Source organism: Marinomonas algarum (assembly GCF_020532605.1).
GTDB lineage: Bacteria > Pseudomonadota > Gammaproteobacteria > Pseudomonadales > Marinomonadaceae > Marinomonas > Marinomonas algarum.
This window is the reverse complement of record NZ_JAJATW010000010.1, coordinates 106,697-124,177: the sequence shown is the minus strand read 5'-3', so window position 1 is coordinate 124,177 and position 17,481 is coordinate 106,697. Positions and strand designations below refer to the sequence as shown.

Sequence of the window (17,481 nt, the reverse complement as noted above, 5' to 3'; positions counted from 1 at the left end):
CATAGTCGGAAATCAGATCAACAGAGCTATACAAGGCGATAAAACTCGGGATGAGGTCGTATTCTTAAAGAGCGATGCCGCTTTTGCGCAGCTGCGCGGTACCCGCTGACAAAGTCACTGATTCAGATTTTAGTAAAAAAAGCCCTAAGTAGATCAATAGAAGCGAAGAGTGACATACCAGTAAAGCCAACATAAAACAGCCAGACAGGTGAAAAAGACAACAATTGTGCGCCAATCACCGCTCCCATTGCGACCCCTGATGCAGACTTTGTTAGTTGATCCATATCCACAGTCTGCTTTTGCATGGCGGATACCCAACGATAAAGACATACAGGAATAAAAGCGACAATACAGGTCGCCACAATCGGCACTAGGGTATCGTCTATAGATAAACCCAAAAGAGGCAGGAAAAACACCAGTGAAGGAATGGCGATCAGTTCGGGCGGCGTTCGTATCAGAGCACTAAGCGCACCGGTGAGACAGCCGACCGTCATCAGAAGTAAAAGAAGTTCGATGTCCAACATAAAAAGGGCGATCTGAAAAAAACGAAAATCCGCTGTTTAAAGAGCACGAACAGCTTAGTGTCACTGTTCGTGCTCTTGCTTACTTTTAAGATGATTCAGATTGATCAATAACGCTACGAATGCGATCTTGAATCAATGAGGCCAATTTATCAGGCTGGAATTTAGATAAGAAATCATCACAACCCACCTTCTGAACCATGGCCTTATTGAAACTACCACTCAAAGAAGTATGCAGCACGATATACAAGTCTTTTAAGCGGGGGTCTTCACGCACTTCACGCGTTAGGCGATAACCGTCCATCTCTGGCATTTCTGCATCCGTGATCATCATCAAAAGTTTCTTCGGAACGTCTTCGCCATCAGCGGCCCACTTCTTAAGTTTTTCAAGACCGCGTTTGCCGTCCGTTGCCTCATGCACCTTAATGCCCATGTAGTCCAACGTAGAACGACATTGTCCAAGACCGACAGACGAATCATCGACAACCAATACTTCTAGGCCTGCAGCGTGTTGAAGCAGATCATTATCAATCACATCGTCACTGACACGGCTGTCATAGGGAGAAATTTCAGCCAGCACTTTTTCAACATCGATAATTTCCACAATGCGTTCATTGACACGGGTAATCGCGGTTAAATAATGCTGACGTCCGGCACCGTCTGGAGGCGGTAGGATTTCATTCCAATACATGTTGATAATACGATCTACGTCACCCACCATGAAGCCTTGAACAGTATTGTTGTATTCCGTCACAATAAGGTTGCACTGCTTGGTACGATCAATCGGTCGCATGCCAATGGCTTCAGACAAATCAATAACAGGAATCGTTCGACCACGAAAGTGCGTGACCCCCGCCACTGAGTTGTGTCGATGTGGCATATAACTTAGTTTAGGGAGCTTCACTACTTCTTGTACTTTAAAGACGTTTATTGCAAACATCTGCATGCCGCCCAATTGGAACATCAACAGCTCTAAGCGGTTTTCACCGACCAGCTGGGTCCTTTGGTCTACAGCGTCTAACATGCCAGCCATATTCTACTCCAAACATTTCTAATTAAGGCGTTTATTCAATGACACCATGATATTGTATTCAGTTAGCGGTTACAGTATTTTTTTGCGTTAACTAAAAAAGGATAGAATAAAGTCATGATCGACATTGGTGTAAACATTAACCATAAGATTTTTTTAGAAGACGTTCAAGGTACCTTAGACGCCATGTCTCGCGAAGGCGTGCACGGCATGATTTGTATCGCATCAGACTTTGAAGAGAGTCAGCAGGCGCAAGCCTTGAGCCAAGCTTACCCGACTGTATGGAACACCCTAGGCTGTCACCCTCATCAAGCAAAAACATGGCAGACACAAAGCCAAGAGGAATATCACCAACTCATTCAACACGCTCGACCGGTTGCCGTTGGAGAAACGGGGCTGGATTTTAACCGGAATTACTCCTCACCAGAAGCACAGCGAATCGCCTTTTACCAGCAAATTGAATTAGCAGAGCAGCATGCATTGCCCTTGTACTTGCATGAAAGAGACGCACATCAAGAGATGATAAACACGCTCAAAAAACATCCGGCGCTGGCGCAATCATCCGTCATTCATTGTTTTACTGGCAGTCGAGCAGAGTTAGAAGCCTATTTGTCATTGGGGTTGTCTATCGGCATCACTGGTTGGGTCTGTGATGAGCGTCGAGGCGAAGAACTGCAAAAGGCCATACCGCACATTCCTCTAGATCGTTTATTGCTGGAAACGGATGCGCCTTATTTGTTGCCGCGTACCATTCGTCCTCGCCCAAAAAAGAATCATCCTAAGTATCTGCCCCATGTGGCAGCGGAAGTGGCTAGGCTCAAAAATATATCAATAGAGGCGTTGGATACGGCCACTACCACCAACACTCAGCGTATCTTTGGTATCAAGGTTTAGCACTACTCGCCTCGCTTTTGCCTTACAAAAGCGAGAATTGTTGCGATAACAGATTGGTCATGTTGGTGTTGAAAAACGGCAAAACACTTTCAGCAATGGGTTCGAGCTGTTTTTCAATATAATGCTCATAGTCGAGATCAACCAGATCTTCATCACTTTCAAACGGCACCACGCCCCTCGACTGGTAAAGGTAAGAAACACGCTGTCGGCCTTTGTTGTATTCGAGTGGCAACCCTTGTTCGGCACGCCTTTGATCAATCATGGCTGCCGCACGGACATGAGGGGGTTTATTTTTCGTGTAAGCAGACAAAGGACGACTAAGTTGCTTGCTGTAAACCAACTGGTTATCGAACGCTCCTGCTCGAAGCTGATCAATCGTGTCTTGTATGAAGCCAATGGGATTTTCATCGTTAAAGACCTTCTCAAACAAGGTGCGTTGGAACTGCCTAGCCAATGGCGTCCAATCTGTTCGTGCCGCCTCTAGCCCTTTAAACACCAGTTTCCCCTTGGATTTACCTGCGTAACGCTTTTTACTGCCCTCGTCTGTTCCTCTAATCGTTGGCATAAAAAAGCGCTCATAAATACGTTCAAACTCCAACTCTAGCTGCGAATCTAGCCCTGCATAGTCACGACACCATTGCGATAAACGACGATTTATATCATCGCGTAAGTTATTACCCTGTTGTTCAGGTGTTTTAATTGGGTCATCTGGTAAACGAACAAACAGAGAATCGGTATCCCCATAAATCACCTGAGCCCCCTTCTCTTCCATCCAACATTTCGTTCGCTCTAATAATTCATGACCGCGCATGGTGATGGAGCTGGCCAACTCGGCATGATAGAAGCGACAGACATTGGAGCCTAAAACACCATAAAAAGAGTTCATAATGATTTTGATGGCATAACTAAGAATGCTGTTGCCCTCGCGCTTTGCCGCTTCTCTGGCATTAGCAAGCTCGGTGACAAGCTCAGGTAAAATCGCCTGATGTCGAGCAAAATTGGCTCCTAGAAAACCAGGAACCAAATCACTGGTATTCGACGAAAACACCTGAGAAGCCGTATGAGAAGATACATCTTCAGCAACGATTCTTGCCAAGGGGTCAATGTAAAAAGTGCGAATAATACTGGGGTACAAACTTTTAAAATCGAACACCAACACATTTTTATAGAGCCCAGGGCGTGACGACATAACAAAGCCACCAGGGCTGGCAACAAAATCTTCATCACGCCATGCTGGCGCCACCCAGCCTGCTTTGTGAAGGCGAGGAAGGTATTGATTTTCAAACGCTGCAACCGCTCCCCCTGTTTGCTCTAGTGGGATCCCCGTTAAATCAACACGCGTTTGTTGTAGCTCGATGAGTTTTAACTTGTCAAAGATCCGCAATACCAAGTCACAGTCTTGCAGGTTATAAGCAACAAAAGCAGGTAAATCCTCCTGATGAAGACGTTCAATCTCCTGCCAACGTTCACTACCCTGTAACAGCTTCCCCTCATTAAGAATCTCTTTACTGACGTTATTCAGACTGTAAGACTCAAAATGATAACCGCCCACTTTTAAGAGAGTAATGCCATCTAACGCGACTCTTCCAGGAATCGTGGCAAAATATTTGCCCTGATTCTCCGAAGAACGAATGGTCCAACTCTCTCCGCCGACGCCAAAAGCGGGGCGTAGACCCAATGATTGGCAACGTTGATCAATAAAGTGCAAATCAAAGCCAATCAAGTTCCAGCCGATGAAAATATCAGGTGAATACTGCTTCACGTAATTCATAAATGCCAGCAGTAAACTCTTTTCATCGGGATAGCACACAACGGTCGTCGAGGCATCAAACAACGTATGGGAAGATGAGGACACAACAAAAACAACACGCTGATCGCGTGCCACAACACCAATTGATAACAAAGTATTGGTAGACACAGAGGTCTCTATATCCAACGACCACACCCGCCACTCAGGCTGCCAATCACCGGCAATTAAACGTGCTTGGCGAAACGTCTGCTGACTGGCATCCGGCTCACCAATAAAACGCACTGAACCACGAATATGACGCTCCATCAGATAACGGTTAGACGCTTTAATGTCTTCTTCAAACACCGAGTAGCCTGCAGACTTCACAAATTTAACCATTTGCTGGTGCAACATTAGGCTATGACTTTGCACCATCACCACAGGCTCATGCTGAAATGAACGATAAGCGCACTCCGCCCAGGACACGCCCTTTATTGGCACCGTCCTATCACAAGAATAGAAAAAGCTCAGCGGCGCATTACTAAAGAACACGCTCAATTGTCGATCAGGTAAAACTTTGACGGTACCTTCTGGCGTTTTTATAAACAGGCTCATCTCAATCTGCCCATTTACATCACGCACATGGCGAGTCACAAGATACCCGTGTTTTTCTACAAACATGAAAAACCTATGAGAGATCCCTTAGCAGGAGCATGGGCGGTACTTTTAGCACCGTTCGACTGGCCACCAATCCAATGGTAGTAATCACCATCACACCAATCCCAGGGCCGAGCAACCATAATAGCGGATGGAAATTGGCCTCCGCCTTGAACACAAATACCTGTAGACCATACAGACAAGCTTCTGCACCAACCGCCGCAATGAGCCCCGCAAAAAACCCTAAAGCACCAAACTCTACCAACAACGCCTGACGCACCAAAGCCCCTCTAGCGCCTAATACTCGCAGCAAGGCCCCTTCTTCAAGACGCTCTTCCAGCGTCGAACGCACACTGGCAAGCAGAACCAACGCCCCCGCACTGAGAATACAGAGCAACACCAGCTGAATGGCTTTTGATAATTGACCAATAATGGTTTGCACCTGCTCCAGTACATCGCCCACATTTAAGATCGACACAGTTGGAAAGTTGGCCATGGTTTGGTAAAAGTTCTGAGCATTGCTGTCACTGACATACCAGCTACTGACGAAGTTGGCTGGATAATCCTCCAGAACACTTTTCGGTAAAATCAGGTAGAAGTTAGGTTGCATAGACCCCCAATCCACTTTACGAATAGAGGTAATGGGCAAAGTTACTCGGTTACCGCCAATGTTCAGCGTTAATACATCACCCATTTCAAGACCAGCTTCTGTCGCGGCTCGTTGTTCTACCGACAACCCCTCAGCAGAAAAATCCCCTTCAACCAGCTCATTGCCTTCACCGATACTGTCTGACCAAGTGAGATTAAGCTCCCGATCATACAGCTCAGGTTCACCACGGCCGTCTGGGTACATGGATTCGATCGTGACATCGTTCGCGACCACCACACGGCCACGAACCATAGGAAACCAATCAGATTGTTCCACACCCAGCGCTTGAGTTTTCTCATTGATGGATTCAATTTGATTCGCTTGCACATTAAACAAATAATGATTGGGTGCGTCCTCAGGCAATTGCTGTTGCCAGTCAGCAATTAAGCTCGACTTAACCCCGACCAAGATCAAGGTCAGCATAATAATCAAAGTAAACACAAGCAGTTGAAAGAGATTAGGCACCAAACGTCGGTATAAAGACGCCAGTCCAATTTGCCAGCCGCTGGTGGCGCCTGATGTTAAAGAACGACCGAGTTTAAAGGCGATCCAGCCAATACTAGCAACTAACAAGGCAATACCGGCGATCGCAATGGTCATAATACTGGGCAATAAAAACCCTTTGGTATACAAACACATCAAAGCGTACATACCGATAAAACCAATGATGTAAATCACCACACCATTAAACTCGATTTTTGCGTTAGGCTGCAAAACGGACAACGGTGAGATTTTGATTAAGTGAGACATCAAGGGCAGGCAAAAAACCAACATTGAAATCAAACCGGTGGCCGTGCCGAGCCATAAACTCGACACAGAAGGCGCCGGTAACGCGGTCGACATCAAACTCGACAATAAAGACGCAATGGCTTCCTGTATTAACCAGCCAGTGCCCAACCCTACCAGAGCGCCGACAATAAATAACGCCACAAGTTGTTGCAGAAACACCTTGCCCAGCAAAGCGGGGGTCGCGCCTAATGTTTTCAGAATTGCAACCTGCATTAGATGACGTTTAACAAAACGTGCCGATGCCAAAGCCATGGCCACCCCTGACATCACAACCGCTAACGTCCCGGCCAGTAATAAAAAAGATTCTGCACGCCCAATGGTATCGCCAATACGATCTCCCTTTTGGGTCGGTGTCCGCCAGCGCTGACCTTCTTGTAATTGTGGTAAAAGCCATTCTTCATACTGGGTTAAATTTTCACGATCACCCGCTAAAAGCAAAGAGTAACGCACCCGACTGCCCGGAATGATGACATTAGTTGCCGCCAGATCTGCCATGTTCATGACCGCTCTTGGCGAAATAGCAAAGGACGACGTGGTTGAACCTGGATCGCGCACCAAAAACTTACTGACCGTTAATGTAACATCACCGACTTCTACGGCATCCCCAAGGGTAATGTTCAACAGACTTGCTAAGCGAGAAGACACCCAAACCGTCCCCGGCTCCGGTGTGCCAGTAAATGCTTGCCCTGTACCAAACAGGGCTTCATCCACTAAATAGGCGCCTTTTAGCGGGTAATCATCGGTCACTGCGCTCAATTGAGACAGTTGCAAAGCGTTATTTGCGAACATCATGGTGGTGAAAGACGTCCGTTCAGCAAATTGCAAATCTTGTTTTGAAGCCTGTTCAATCCAGCTCGTATCAATGGCGTCGTCCGAACGCACTAAGCGATCAGCGGCCAATAAGTTGGCGGACTCCTGTTCAAATGACAGTTGCAAACGATCAATAAACAGACCAATAGACGTTACCGTGCCGACTGAAATCACCAAAGCCAGCAACAGTGTCAGCAAATCGCCGCTTCGAATGTCCCTAAGCATTAATCGAAATGTAAAACTCATAAGCTTTGTTCCGTTAATTGGCCTGAAGACATCACTAACTGGCGATCACACATTTTTGCTAAGCCATTGTCATGGGTCACCATGACCAAGGTTGTGCCTTGAGATCGATTAAGATCAAACAACAATTCGACAATTAATTTGCCATTTTCTTCGTCAAGATTGCCTGTCGGCTCATCGGCAAAAAGAATCTTAGGATTGGATGCAAACGCCCGAGCAATGGCCACACGTTGCTGCTCCCCCCCTGACAATTGATTAGGGTAATGGGTCAAACGATGCGACAAACCGACCTTTTCGAGTAATACTTCCGCTTTTTGTCGTGCCTGTTTATCGCCCTTCAACTCAGCAGGAAGCATGACATTTTCTATGGCTTGTAAGCTGGGCAAAAGGTGAAAGGATTGAAAAACAAAACCGACGTATTGACCCCGAATCAAGGCACGAGTTTCCTCAGTTTGGGAAGAAAAGTGTTCATCGTAAAGGTGGATATCGCCGGATGTGTTCACGTCCAGTCCTGCCAACAGCCCCAGTAAAGTGGACTTACCCGATCCAGAAGACCCGACAATAGCGACAGACTCACTTTCTAGAATTTCCATATTAATTCCCTTCAATATGGTTAAATCCCCTGTATTTGACGTGACGGTATGGGTTAAATTAGCTACTTTGATCGCGGTTTTTCTGGCCATAATAAATCACTCTAAAAGGGTTAATATGTTTTTAAAAAGACGAATAAAGCAACTGTACTTACTGATTACGCTGCTCTTTATGAGTTCGTTCGCATCAGCGTCAACATTATTAGTCATGGGTGACAGCTTAAGCGCGGCATACAATTTACGACAACAAGACGGCTGGGTAAGCTTGCTAGCAACACAACTTTCGCAATCTCATCCCGATATCCGAGTTGTTAATGCCAGCGTCAGTGGCGAAACAACGCAAGGCGGCTTATCTCGTTTTAATGCGCTGTTAACATCCCATCAGCCTCGTTGGGTCATTCTGGAACTCGGTGCTAATGATGCTTTACGAGGCTATCCACTCGATCAGACCACCGCCAACCTTAGCAGTATGGTGGAACAAGCCCACGATATTGGCGCCACTGTGCTGTTAATAGGTAACCAGATTCCACAAAACTATGGCAAACGTTACACACAAATGTTTTTTAATTTATACCAAGACATTGCCAGCAAATATAACCTCGCTTATTTGCCTTTTATGTTAGAAAACGTGGCACTAGAGCCGGATCTTATGCAGAACGATGGCTTGCACCCCAACAAAGCCGGCCAGCCCGTTGTATTAGAAAATATTCTGCCATACTTAATGCCTTTATTAGATAGCACTTCATAAAGAAAAATAAGGAAAGATAAATGAAAGCGGTTTTTTTAGACAGAGGGTCATTTCCAAAACACATTGATATTACCCTGCCTGCTTATATTGATGAGTACGTTGAATATGACAACACAACGACCCCTGAACAAGTCATCGAACGCATCAAAGACGCCGACATTGTGATGGTCAACAAAGCCATACTCAATGCCGAGTCCTTACATCACGCTAAATCCGTCAAATTCATACAGGTGATGGCAACCGGAACAAATAACGTTGACCTTGATGCCTGCGAAGCAATGAGTATAAAAGTCAGTAATGTGGCAGGCTATTCTGGTATTAGTGTTCCAGAGCATACTTTTGCCATGTTGCTGGCATTGCGTCGAAACCTTATCCACTATCTAGAAGACATAAAGGCAGGAAAATGGGCAGAGGCTGAATATTTTTGCTTTATTGACCATCCAATTAAAGACTTATCAGGCAGCACTATAGCGCTGATAGGCGGTGGTGCATTAGGTCAAAAAGTCGCCACCATTGCTCGTGCTTTTGGTATGGAGGTTTTGTTTGTCGAACGCAAACAGGCTCAGACTGTGCGATCAGGTTACGTGTCTTTTCATGATGCCATACAACAAGCTGACATCGTCAGTCTGCATTGTCCTCTTAATGCAGACACAGAAAACCTGATTGGCCAGGCGGAATTTTCTATGATGAAGCCGAGTTGTTTGCTCCTCAATATGAGCCGTGGCGGTCTTGTTGACGAATCTGCCCTGGTCAATGCTCTTAAAGGCGGTCATATTGCTGGTGCGGCTTTTGATGTTGCCACCCAAGAACCTATGCCGTTAAATCACCCTCTTCAGACATTAACGCACTGCCCCAATTTTCTACTAACCCCACATATTGCCTGGGCGAGCGACGAAGCAATGCAAACGCTCATTGACATAGCGATAGACAAAATTGCAGCGTTCGCAAGCGCTGGACAGGCTGACACTCAACCATGACACTTGAAATACTGTATCAAGATGAACATCTAGTGGCGGTTAACAAGCCATCAGGCTTATTGGTGCATCGTACACACTTAGCAAAAGAGGAAGAAGACGCCGTTGTCCAACAGCTGAGAGATCAAACGGGGCAATGGGTTTTTCCAGTTCATCGCCTCGATAGAGGGACATCTGGGGTGCTTGTCATGGCTTTTACCCCAGAAGCAGCAAGACAGCTTGCTGAGCAATTTAGTGATGGTTCAACACAGAAAACCTATCATTGTTTAACCAGAGGCTTTTGTGAAGACAACGGTACGATTGATTATCCGCTTGCCAAACTCAATGAGCAAAAAGGTCGCTCACGTTTTAAAATAGAAGGTACCGAACGTGAGGCCGTGACGCATTTTCAATGTCTGCAACAATTTGAACTGCCTGTGCCGGTAAGTCGCTATGATAAAATGCGCTTAAGTTGGGTTGAAGTCTGCCCTAAACAGGGCAGAAAACATCAAATCCGACGTCATTTCAAACACTTACTTAACCCATTAGTGGGTGATACCTGTTACGGTTGCCGTCATATTAACAAGGTTGCCAGAACATTATGGCCTGATGAAGTACGTTTAATGTTACATGCCTCTCAACTGCGCTTTCACCACCCTATTACAGAAGAACTTTTGTCCATTGATGCTAAATTAAGTGAAGACATACAAAATTTACTGACCTACCTGGCTCCTTTTCGGACTACATAACTCAAAAATAGACCTTCCTCTATAAAAAGGAAATGTTAGAATCCTGACGAAAGAATCAGGCTACAACGATGAGAGAAAACTATGAAAAAACGAAACCTCGTTTACTCTACGGATCAAGGGCGGTTATGCTCTGAATGCGAAGCGCCTATTGATGATTGCCAGTGCCGTAAAACGACCCTTGTCGGCGACGGTAAAGTACGCATATCGCTTGAAACAAAAGGCCGCAAAGGCAAAGGCGTCACCTTGATAACCGGTCTGCCCATCACAGAAGACGCGTTAAAGGTGTTAGGCAAGAAACTTAAAGCTCAGTGTGGTACGGGGGGCGCAGTTAAAGAAGGCAACATTGAAATTCAAGGTGACAATCGTCAAAAAGTAAAAGTCCTACTTGAAAAAGAAGGTTTTACCAGCAAACTATCTGGTGGTTAGAGGCGCTTAGCGCTTGTGTACACGACTATATTCTTGTTATTTTTCTAGATACAAAGCTGGCTATTTAAAAATGCTATGGGGCATCTTGATTGTTAGCTTTAGAGACAGAGGTTCTCATGTTTCAACAGAGCACGGAACAAGCCAACGAGCTGATGCAGACCGCTCTTCCTCTTATGGAAAAGTTAGAGGTTCCTCCTACACCCTCAAACTACGGGTTGTGGTATGAGTATGTTTCCAATACCAACCCTAGACTCAATAAAGTCATTGATCGAGCATTGCGTCGTTTTGGCAATCTTCCTGACTTTGTCTCCAAAGAACTCTTCAATGAATTTTTATTGCCAGATCAGTTTCAACAAGCACCACGGCATGAAAAGACTTTACAGACTCTGACAGAAACGCTCACCACTGACGCCACACACATTTCTACAGAGCTGTCGACATTTAATAAGAATCTTGAAACCGCAAAAAAGGCACTTAAATTTACAACAGACAGCAAACAACTTGAAAAACTGGCTGGTTTTTTAGAAAACAGTGCCTTTAAAGCCAATCAAGCGATCAGTCATTTCGATCAGACACTAAGCGACGCCCAAGCTGAGCTAACAGCACTGCGTTCAGAGCTTAATCAACTCCGAAAATCTAATGAGCGAGACGATTTAACGTTATTGCTCAATAACAAAGGCTTTGAAAAAGCACTGTATAAAAAGTTACCGCATGCTGAAGATGATCTTTCGGTACTATTGATTGATATCGATAACCTTGGTGACATAAATCGCGAATACGATATAAAAGCAGGCGACGGTCTTATTCGTTTCATGGCGAAACTGTTACTCAGCTTATTGCCTGAAAATGCTGCGGTAGCGCGCATTGATGGCGGACGTTTTGGTGTTTTACTCAATGAAACAGAGCTGGCTGAAGCATCACGCCTTGCCGAAACCATACGCGAAAGCATCTCTACCCAGAAAATTCGCTATAAAAACACCAAGGTTTTGCTTCGCTCCGTAACCGCTTCGGTGGGGGTGGCAACGCTTTTAGGTGATGAAACCCCAAAAGCTTTGATTGAAAGAGCTGAGCACTATCTTACCTATGCAAAACGCTCGGGTAAAAATCAGATTGCTCATCATGAATAACGAACAAAGTGACACCCTATCGTTTATTAAGGCATTACTATGACGGAAGCAAAGCACGGTTACCATAGAACGGATTTTGAAGTGCGCGATTATGAATGTGACATACAAAGCATCGTAAATAATGCGGTGTATCAGAATTACCTTGAACACGCACGTCATCAGTACATTCGATCGTGTGGGTTAAATTTTGCCGATGTAACCCATGACGGTATTCATCTTGTTCTTATCAAAGCAGAACTTGATTATAAAAAATCTCTCAAAAACGATGATAAATTCTACATACAGACGCATGTAGAGCGCAGTTCTCGTCTAAAATTCGTATTTTGTCAGCGTATATTACGGTCACACGACGACCAGTTAATGTTGACCGCAAAAATGACCGTTACCTCAACGACAGCAGAAGGTCGACCTGTGGTATTCAAACAAGCCGAGCAGCTATTAAAAGCGCGCTAGTCCCCTTTTTACACCGCCCGCTTCCTTTTACAAAGGTGAAAAAGTAGCCACTTTGTCACCTTTTTTATTTTCCTTCACGTTTTCTTCACACGGGTATTGATTAAATCTGTTCTAAGAAATCAATCTAACTCGGAGAAAATCATGAAAAAAAGTCTTGTTGCACTGTCCATTATCACCTGTTGTGGCTCTGCTGTTGCTCAACCTTACATTGGTGTTGAGCTTTTCAAAGCAAACACCAGTACCGATAACAACGAATACAAAAACATAGACGTTGATGGGCAAAATTTGAGTCTTGGAGATGACTCGGAAGGTGGTAACCGTTTATTTGCTGGCTACCAGTTTGATAACCGCTTTGGTATTGAATTCGGCTACACTCAATTTGGTCGCGAGGCAGAAAAAGAAAAACAACTGTCTTACCTTCAAGAGGAAGAATGGAACGCTAGTCTTGATATTGAGCAATTGGAACTTTTATTGACTTACACACTCCCTTTGAACACCGACTTCAAGGTTCAACTTGCTGGTGGTATGGTTTGGCATAAGGCAGACCTTAGCTATGGCCATCAATACGATAATGAAAATGCGCCCGATAAAACGCTTAGCTCAGGCGGTCAATCTGAAAATGCTCAGGGTGTCAGTGCTAGATTGGCCCTTCAATACCAAGTACTTGATTCCTTTACATTATCAGGAGGCTACCAATACAGTACGAGCGATATAATAGACAGCTCAGCTCTGTTTGCTGGTATTCAATATCAATTTTAAAGGATGTATTTTATGAAACGCATTTTCGTTTTTTTAGTCCCCCTTTTGTTCACGTTAAGCCAAAACAGCTTTGCACAATACGTTGGCCCCAATGCGGTAGTCAAAACGGACTTAAAGCAAATATTGGCGGACCCTGTTGATGACGAGTACGTCAAATTAAAAGGTTATTTGATTAAAAAATTGAGTAGCGATAAGTATCTTTTCAGCGATGGTGCAGAGCAGATACGTGTCGAAATCGATCAGTTCCTTTTCCCTACCCAACCTTTTGATGATAAAGACCTTATTGAAATCGAAGGTGAAGTTGAAAAAGACTTCTTAGAGTCGGCTGAAATTGATGTTGACCGCTTAACCATTGTCAACCCATAACGAACAGGCCGCTCACCATGAAAATACTTATCGTAGAAGATAACCGACAAATTATGGAGACTTTATGCGACCTCTTAGAATTAAAAGGCCATACGGTTGATTGTGCTTGGAATGGTGAAGCGGCTGTTACCTTTATACAACAAGGTGTGTTTTTTGATGTCATTATTATGGACATCATGATGCCTAAGTTAGACGGTATTCAAACCGTGCAACAGTTAAGGCAAGAGCATCGTCTGAATACCCCTATTTTGTTTTTAACGGCCAGAGACAGCCTCATTGATAAAACGGCGGCTTTTGAGGCGGGTGGCGATGACTATCTCGTTAAGCCTTTTGCCATGGAAGAGCTGATTTTAAGATTGGATGCATTGACAAAAAGAGGACCAAGACAGCTCGATGATACGCTTCAAGTGGGTGACCTGCAGCTTAACCTTGAAAATCGTCATGTAAAAATATCAGGCAAAGATATCAAGTTAAGCAGTATTCAGTTCCAAATTCTAGCGCTACTGATGAAAAAACACCCTGCTGTTGTCAGTCGCCAGCAACTGTTCGAAAGCATTTGGCAAGGCGACGAACCCGACAGCGACGCTTTACGCAGTCATATCTATGCCCTACGCACGATTATTGATAAAGGCTTCGACACAAAGATGCTAGAAACCGTTCATGGTCAGGGGTATCGACTTGTCACACGCTAAAAAGCCTAAACTGTCTTATAAACTTATTCTGCTCACTGGTTCATTGGGTTTTGTTTTCATTTTATTTTTTTGGATGGTCATCGTTATCGCTGAAGATAAAATGGAACTGATTAGCCTACAGCATTGGCTAGAATCAGAAGCCAATATGTACGAACGAGATTATAGCTTAGATAAGAGTGACCAAAGCCTGCCGAACCACTATGAATTCGATATGTACTTTTCAACACAAGAGATGCCTAGGTGGTTAGCGCACTATAACCAACCCGGTCTCTATGAGCACCACCTAGGGCCAGAAGACAAACATTTTTTGGTCCGAGAGATGCCGTCAAAAGAAGGGCTATATTATATTGTCTTTAAAGACGATGCTGATGATTATCTTGACGACTATGAGTCCACACTCCACCTAGTGACCTTGATATTAGGTGGCGTAATTGTGGTCTTAATGTTTATTTATGGCTCCTACTTGGTCATGCAAATAGCCACGCCCTTGCAAAAAGTCTTAAATAAAATCAAACACATGCCTCCGGATAAACCTGATTTCCCTGTTGACGCCAAATACCAAGAGTTGGCTATTATTGAACAAGCACTGTTTGACAGTAAAACACGCATTGACCATTTTTTTAGGCGTGAGCAAGAATTTAGTCGCTTTGCTGCCCATGAGATCCGGACACCTCTAATGGTGTTACAAGGCTCAGCTGATTTATTAGTACAACTCGATCTCGATGTTCCTTTAGCCAATAAGGCCTCAAATCGTATTTTGAATGCCTGTGCGGATATCGGTTTATTAACCGATACATTTTTGTTACTTGGTAAGGAACAAATCGACGATTACCACTTTCAATCGATAGAAATAACGCAATTAATCACTCAGCAACTTAACGCCATGAGCAGTCTTTTCCCGGATAACCGCATCCTGTCCACGGTGAATAACGCGCAAAGTGTGAAGGTAAACGCACCCTCCAGTTTTGTGATGGTACTCATCAATAATCTTCTCAAGAACGCCTATAGTTATGCAAAAAGTGAGCTGGTCATTGAGATATCAGAATCAGAAATAATGATATGCAATGATATTGATACACTCAACACTCAAGGTGGCTACGGTTATGGCTTGGTTATTATTGAAAGAATTTGTGATCGACTGGGCTGGACAATGCACCGTTACGCGACGACTTCACACTACAAAGTGACACTGTATTTCACATAAGTTGTCTCTAAGCTGACTTTGAGCCAAGTTTCACTTTCGTTAGTATAAATAGAGGTAGACGATTGATAAAACGATAAAAGTGACCATCAGAGGAAAAACATGCAGGTTTTAGCTGGCCCAATCTTGAGAAGAATGTCACAAACTAGGTTGACGTTTTGGTGGATGACAACTGAACCGGTGAAAGTATCGTTGTCTTTGTTCAGCGCAAGGAATAACAGCACAGATACCGCCCTCAACCATTCTTTTAGTACGTCACAGTTATCGGATTACCACACAGAAATAACCGCTGGCGAACACTTTTATATTCATTTGTTAGACATACCCTTAGATTCTCCGCTGCCTTTCCAATCCCCTGTTTATTATGATTTGCAATTCAATGGCTTAAACTGGACTCACTGGGCAGACGATCTTGTTTATGATGGCCATGACTACCCTTTCTTCATATTACAGCCAAAAGTCGCCCAAATACTGCATGGCTCCTGCCGAAAACCTCACCATAAAAGTAATGACGGACTATTGCGCGTTGATCAGCTTCTTGCAGAGTCGACACCTGAAACATGGCCCAGTCTATTAATGATGAGTGGAGATCAAATATACGCTGATGATGTCGCAGCCCCCATGCTCTGGGTTATCCATCAATTAATTGGCCATTTAAAAACCGAAAATGAAATTCTTCCCTGCATTGAAGCAGAGGATACAGAGGCCTTACACGTGTCCTCCCCCTATTATTTTGCTAGGGATTCACTGCTACCCAAAAACGATCATAATCAAAATGTAGTGGAACAATTTTTTGGCGGTGTACGTAAGCCTATATTCACCACAGACACGGCGCAAAACCACTTAATATCCGTCGCAGAAGTCTTAGCAATGTATGCACTGGTATGGTCCCCGGAGGGCTGGAACAAGGTATTTTCTAAGATTGATTGGTCTACTCCAGAAAACTTAACGGAAGAGCAAACAGTCAAATTCAACGAGCAAACCTCTATTTTAAAACACTTTTCTGCGGGCTTACCCAAAGTGCGTCGAGCGATGGCTCACCTTCCCGTTGCCATGATTTTTGATGATCATGATGTGACAGACGACTGGAACTTAACCGCCTCTTGGGAGCAAGCGGCCTATGAAAATGCGTTTTCCTCAAGAATCATTGGTAATGCTTTATTAGGCTATCTCCTTTGCCAAGGTTGGGGAAACGCCCCCGAAAATTTTCCACCCAACTTATTAGAACACATACAAAAAGCACTCGATAAGCCTGGCAAACAATCCCACGTCGATCTTATCGAATCCTTGTTTCGTTTCTCGAATTGGCACTATACATGGCATACAGTCCCACCCTTAGTTGTTCTAGATACTCGCACCCATCGCTGGCGTTCTGAGCAGTCACTCGATAAACCATCAGGATTAATGGATTGGGAAGCGCTGACAGATTTACAACATCAATTGAAAGGACTCGATGCCGTTATATTGGTATCACCGGCTCCCATGTTTGGGGTAAAGCTGATCGAAGCAATTCAAAAAGTCTTCACCTGGTTTGGTAAACCGCTCATGGTTGATGCAGAAAACTGGATGGCACACCCAGGCTCAGCTTATGCTCTTATGAACCTATTTAGACACAAACAGACACCCCAAAATTTCGTTATCTTATCGGGTGATGTTCATTACTCGTTTGTGTACGACATTCAGCTTCGAGGCACGCAAAGAGGCCCAGACGTCTGGCAAATAACCAGCAGTGGCATCAGAAATGAGTTCCCTGCTCGCTTGCTCGATACCTTTGATCGTCTTAATCGCTGGCTATACGCTCCTAAATCACCTTTAAACTGGTTCACACGGCGTCGAAGCATGAAAGTAATTCCCCACAAACCAGAAAATGCATCACATGGGGAACGTTTATTGAATAGCGCCGGTATTAGCCTCGTCAGCCTTAACGAGCAAGGTGCTCCTGAATCCGTTGTACAGCTTTGCTCTCATGGAGAAAATGTTCGCTTTGTGCTTTCTGAAGAAGATGCGAGATGGGAATAAGACAATAGTCAACACTAAAGACACGAGATATGAGTAACGCTTAACATAAAAAAACAGCCAGTACCCTGTGTGGATA

General features: G+C 44.4%; 17 protein-coding genes. 12 read left to right on the top strand and 5 right to left on the bottom strand.

Translation table 11 applies throughout. The annotated features are described in order from the left end of the window. Positions 1 to 122: 122 nt before the first annotated feature. The gene (locus LG368_RS08440; protein ID WP_226754292.1) at positions 123 to 524 is read right to left on the bottom strand and encodes a hypothetical protein; all 402 of its coding nucleotides are present in this window, start codon (positions 522 to 524) and stop codon (positions 123 to 125) included. 85 nt (positions 525 to 609) lie between these two features. Beyond that, positions 610 to 1,554 carry a chemotaxis protein CheV gene (locus LG368_RS08435; protein WP_226754291.1) on the bottom strand — a complete coding sequence of 315 codons (945 nt, stop codon included), beginning with the start codon at positions 1,552 to 1,554 and terminating at the stop codon, positions 610 to 612. A gap of 114 nt (positions 1,555 to 1,668) precedes the next feature. On the opposite strand from LG368_RS08435, the gene LG368_RS08430 reads away from it, so the two are divergent. Continuing rightward, positions 1,669 to 2,445 carry a TatD family hydrolase gene (locus LG368_RS08430; protein ID WP_226754290.1) on the top strand — a complete coding sequence of 259 codons (777 nt, stop codon included), beginning with the start codon at positions 1,669 to 1,671 and terminating at the stop codon, positions 2,443 to 2,445. A 22-nt stretch (positions 2,446 to 2,467) separates the two neighbouring features. Here LG368_RS08430 and LG368_RS08425 read toward each other — a convergent pair whose 3' ends face one another. From LG368_RS08425 to LG368_RS08415, 3 genes are read right to left on the bottom strand one after another with little or no spacing between them, the layout of a single operon-like run. Next, a complete protein-coding gene (locus tag LG368_RS08425; protein WP_226754289.1) occupies positions 2,468 to 4,855 on the bottom strand; it encodes a DNA polymerase II in 2,388 nt (795 codons plus the stop codon). A 7-nt stretch (positions 4,856 to 4,862) separates the two neighbouring features. Then, positions 4,863 to 7,325 (bottom strand): ABC transporter permease, encoded by a 2,463-nt coding sequence (locus tag LG368_RS08420; RefSeq protein ID WP_226754288.1) that lies wholly within the window; start codon positions 7,323 to 7,325, stop codon positions 4,863 to 4,865. Then, on the bottom strand, positions 7,322 to 8,005 hold the full coding sequence (locus LG368_RS08415; RefSeq protein ID WP_226754287.1) for an ABC transporter ATP-binding protein: 684 nt from the start codon (positions 8,003 to 8,005) through the stop codon (positions 7,322 to 7,324). The genes LG368_RS08420 and LG368_RS08415 overlap by 4 nt, the downstream gene beginning before the upstream one ends. Before the next feature lie 25 nt (positions 8,006 to 8,030). Here LG368_RS08415 and LG368_RS08410 point away from each other — a divergent pair, with 25 nt between their 5' ends. The 11 genes from LG368_RS08410 to LG368_RS08360 all read left to right on the top strand — a co-directional run bounded on the left by LG368_RS08410 (position 8,031) and on the right by LG368_RS08360 (position 17,405). Continuing rightward, complete coding sequence (locus LG368_RS08410) at positions 8,031 to 8,660, top strand: arylesterase (RefSeq protein ID WP_226754286.1); 630 nt, start codon at positions 8,031 to 8,033, stop codon at positions 8,658 to 8,660. A gap of 20 nt (positions 8,661 to 8,680) precedes the next feature. Beyond that, on the top strand, positions 8,681 to 9,637 hold the full coding sequence (locus LG368_RS08405; RefSeq protein WP_226754285.1) for a D-2-hydroxyacid dehydrogenase: 957 nt from the start codon (positions 8,681 to 8,683) through the stop codon (positions 9,635 to 9,637). Further along, positions 9,634 to 10,362, top strand: coding sequence for a pseudouridine synthase (locus LG368_RS08400; RefSeq protein WP_226754284.1), 729 nt, complete (start codon positions 9,634 to 9,636; stop codon positions 10,360 to 10,362). Before LG368_RS08405 ends, LG368_RS08400 begins: the two co-directional genes overlap by 4 nt. A gap of 81 nt (positions 10,363 to 10,443) precedes the next feature. Beyond that, positions 10,444 to 10,788 carry a stress response translation initiation inhibitor YciH gene (yciH, locus tag LG368_RS08395; protein WP_226754283.1) on the top strand — a complete coding sequence of 115 codons (345 nt, stop codon included), beginning with the start codon at positions 10,444 to 10,446 and terminating at the stop codon, positions 10,786 to 10,788. Between the two features lie 116 nt (positions 10,789 to 10,904). Then, positions 10,905 to 11,915 (top strand): GGDEF domain-containing protein, encoded by a 1,011-nt coding sequence (locus tag LG368_RS08390; protein ID WP_226754282.1) that lies wholly within the window; start codon positions 10,905 to 10,907, stop codon positions 11,913 to 11,915. A 39-nt stretch (positions 11,916 to 11,954) separates the two neighbouring features. Continuing rightward, positions 11,955 to 12,368 (top strand): acyl-CoA thioesterase, encoded by a 414-nt coding sequence (locus LG368_RS08385; protein WP_226754281.1) that lies wholly within the window; start codon positions 11,955 to 11,957, stop codon positions 12,366 to 12,368. Positions 12,369 to 12,509: 141 nt separating this feature from the next. Then, a complete protein-coding gene (locus tag LG368_RS08380) occupies positions 12,510 to 13,127 on the top strand; it encodes an AcfA family outer membrane beta-barrel protein (protein ID WP_226754280.1) in 618 nt (205 codons plus the stop codon). A gap of 12 nt (positions 13,128 to 13,139) precedes the next feature. Then, the gene (locus LG368_RS08375; RefSeq protein WP_226754279.1) at positions 13,140 to 13,493 is read left to right on the top strand and encodes a YgiW/YdeI family stress tolerance OB fold protein; all 354 of its coding nucleotides are present in this window, start codon (positions 13,140 to 13,142) and stop codon (positions 13,491 to 13,493) included. Positions 13,494 to 13,510: 17 nt separating this feature from the next. Further along, on the top strand, positions 13,511 to 14,185 hold the full coding sequence (locus tag LG368_RS08370; RefSeq protein ID WP_226754278.1) for a response regulator transcription factor: 675 nt from the start codon (positions 13,511 to 13,513) through the stop codon (positions 14,183 to 14,185). Further along, entirely contained in the window at positions 14,172 to 15,389 is a 1,218-nt protein-coding gene (locus LG368_RS08365) for a sensor histidine kinase (RefSeq protein ID WP_226754277.1), read from the top strand. Before LG368_RS08370 ends, LG368_RS08365 begins: the two co-directional genes overlap by 14 nt. A gap of 162 nt (positions 15,390 to 15,551) precedes the next feature. Beyond that, entirely contained in the window at positions 15,552 to 17,405 is a 1,854-nt protein-coding gene (locus LG368_RS08360) for an alkaline phosphatase D family protein (RefSeq protein ID WP_226754276.1), read from the top strand. The last annotated feature ends 76 nt before the right edge of the window (positions 17,406 to 17,481 follow it).

What these genes read in the sequence shown, in the direction of transcription:
- LG368_RS08360 (WP_226754276.1), top strand. Translation starts at nt 15,552, where the DNA reads ATGACAACTGAACCGGTGAAAGTATCGTTGTCTTTGTTCAGCGCAAGG.
- LG368_RS08425 (WP_226754289.1), bottom strand. Translation starts at nt 4,855, where the DNA reads ATGTTTGTAGAAAAACACGGGTATCTTGTGACTCGCCATGTGCGTGAT.
- LG368_RS08410 (WP_226754286.1), top strand. Translation starts at nt 8,031, where the DNA reads ATGTTTTTAAAAAGACGAATAAAGCAACTGTACTTACTGATTACGCTG.
- LG368_RS08420 (WP_226754288.1), bottom strand. Translation starts at nt 7,325, where the DNA reads ATGAGTTTTACATTTCGATTAATGCTTAGGGACATTCGAAGCGGCGAT.
- LG368_RS08385 (WP_226754281.1), top strand. Translation starts at nt 11,955, where the DNA reads ATGACGGAAGCAAAGCACGGTTACCATAGAACGGATTTTGAAGTGCGC.
- LG368_RS08400 (WP_226754284.1), top strand. Translation starts at nt 9,634, where the DNA reads ATGACACTTGAAATACTGTATCAAGATGAACATCTAGTGGCGGTTAAC.
- LG368_RS08430 (WP_226754290.1), top strand. Translation starts at nt 1,669, where the DNA reads ATGATCGACATTGGTGTAAACATTAACCATAAGATTTTTTTAGAAGAC.
- LG368_RS08390 (WP_226754282.1), top strand. Translation starts at nt 10,905, where the DNA reads ATGTTTCAACAGAGCACGGAACAAGCCAACGAGCTGATGCAGACCGCT.
- LG368_RS08405 (WP_226754285.1), top strand. Translation starts at nt 8,681, where the DNA reads ATGAAAGCGGTTTTTTTAGACAGAGGGTCATTTCCAAAACACATTGAT.
- LG368_RS08380 (WP_226754280.1), top strand. Translation starts at nt 12,510, where the DNA reads ATGAAAAAAAGTCTTGTTGCACTGTCCATTATCACCTGTTGTGGCTCT.
- LG368_RS08440 (WP_226754292.1), bottom strand. Translation starts at nt 524, where the DNA reads ATGTTGGACATCGAACTTCTTTTACTTCTGATGACGGTCGGCTGTCTC.
- LG368_RS08370 (WP_226754278.1), top strand. Translation starts at nt 13,511, where the DNA reads ATGAAAATACTTATCGTAGAAGATAACCGACAAATTATGGAGACTTTA.
- LG368_RS08375 (WP_226754279.1), top strand. Translation starts at nt 13,140, where the DNA reads ATGAAACGCATTTTCGTTTTTTTAGTCCCCCTTTTGTTCACGTTAAGC.
- yciH (WP_226754283.1), top strand. Translation starts at nt 10,444, where the DNA reads ATGAAAAAACGAAACCTCGTTTACTCTACGGATCAAGGGCGGTTATGC.
- LG368_RS08415 (WP_226754287.1), bottom strand. Translation starts at nt 8,005, where the DNA reads ATGGCCAGAAAAACCGCGATCAAAGTAGCTAATTTAACCCATACCGTC.
- LG368_RS08435 (WP_226754291.1), bottom strand. Translation starts at nt 1,554, where the DNA reads ATGGCTGGCATGTTAGACGCTGTAGACCAAAGGACCCAGCTGGTCGGT.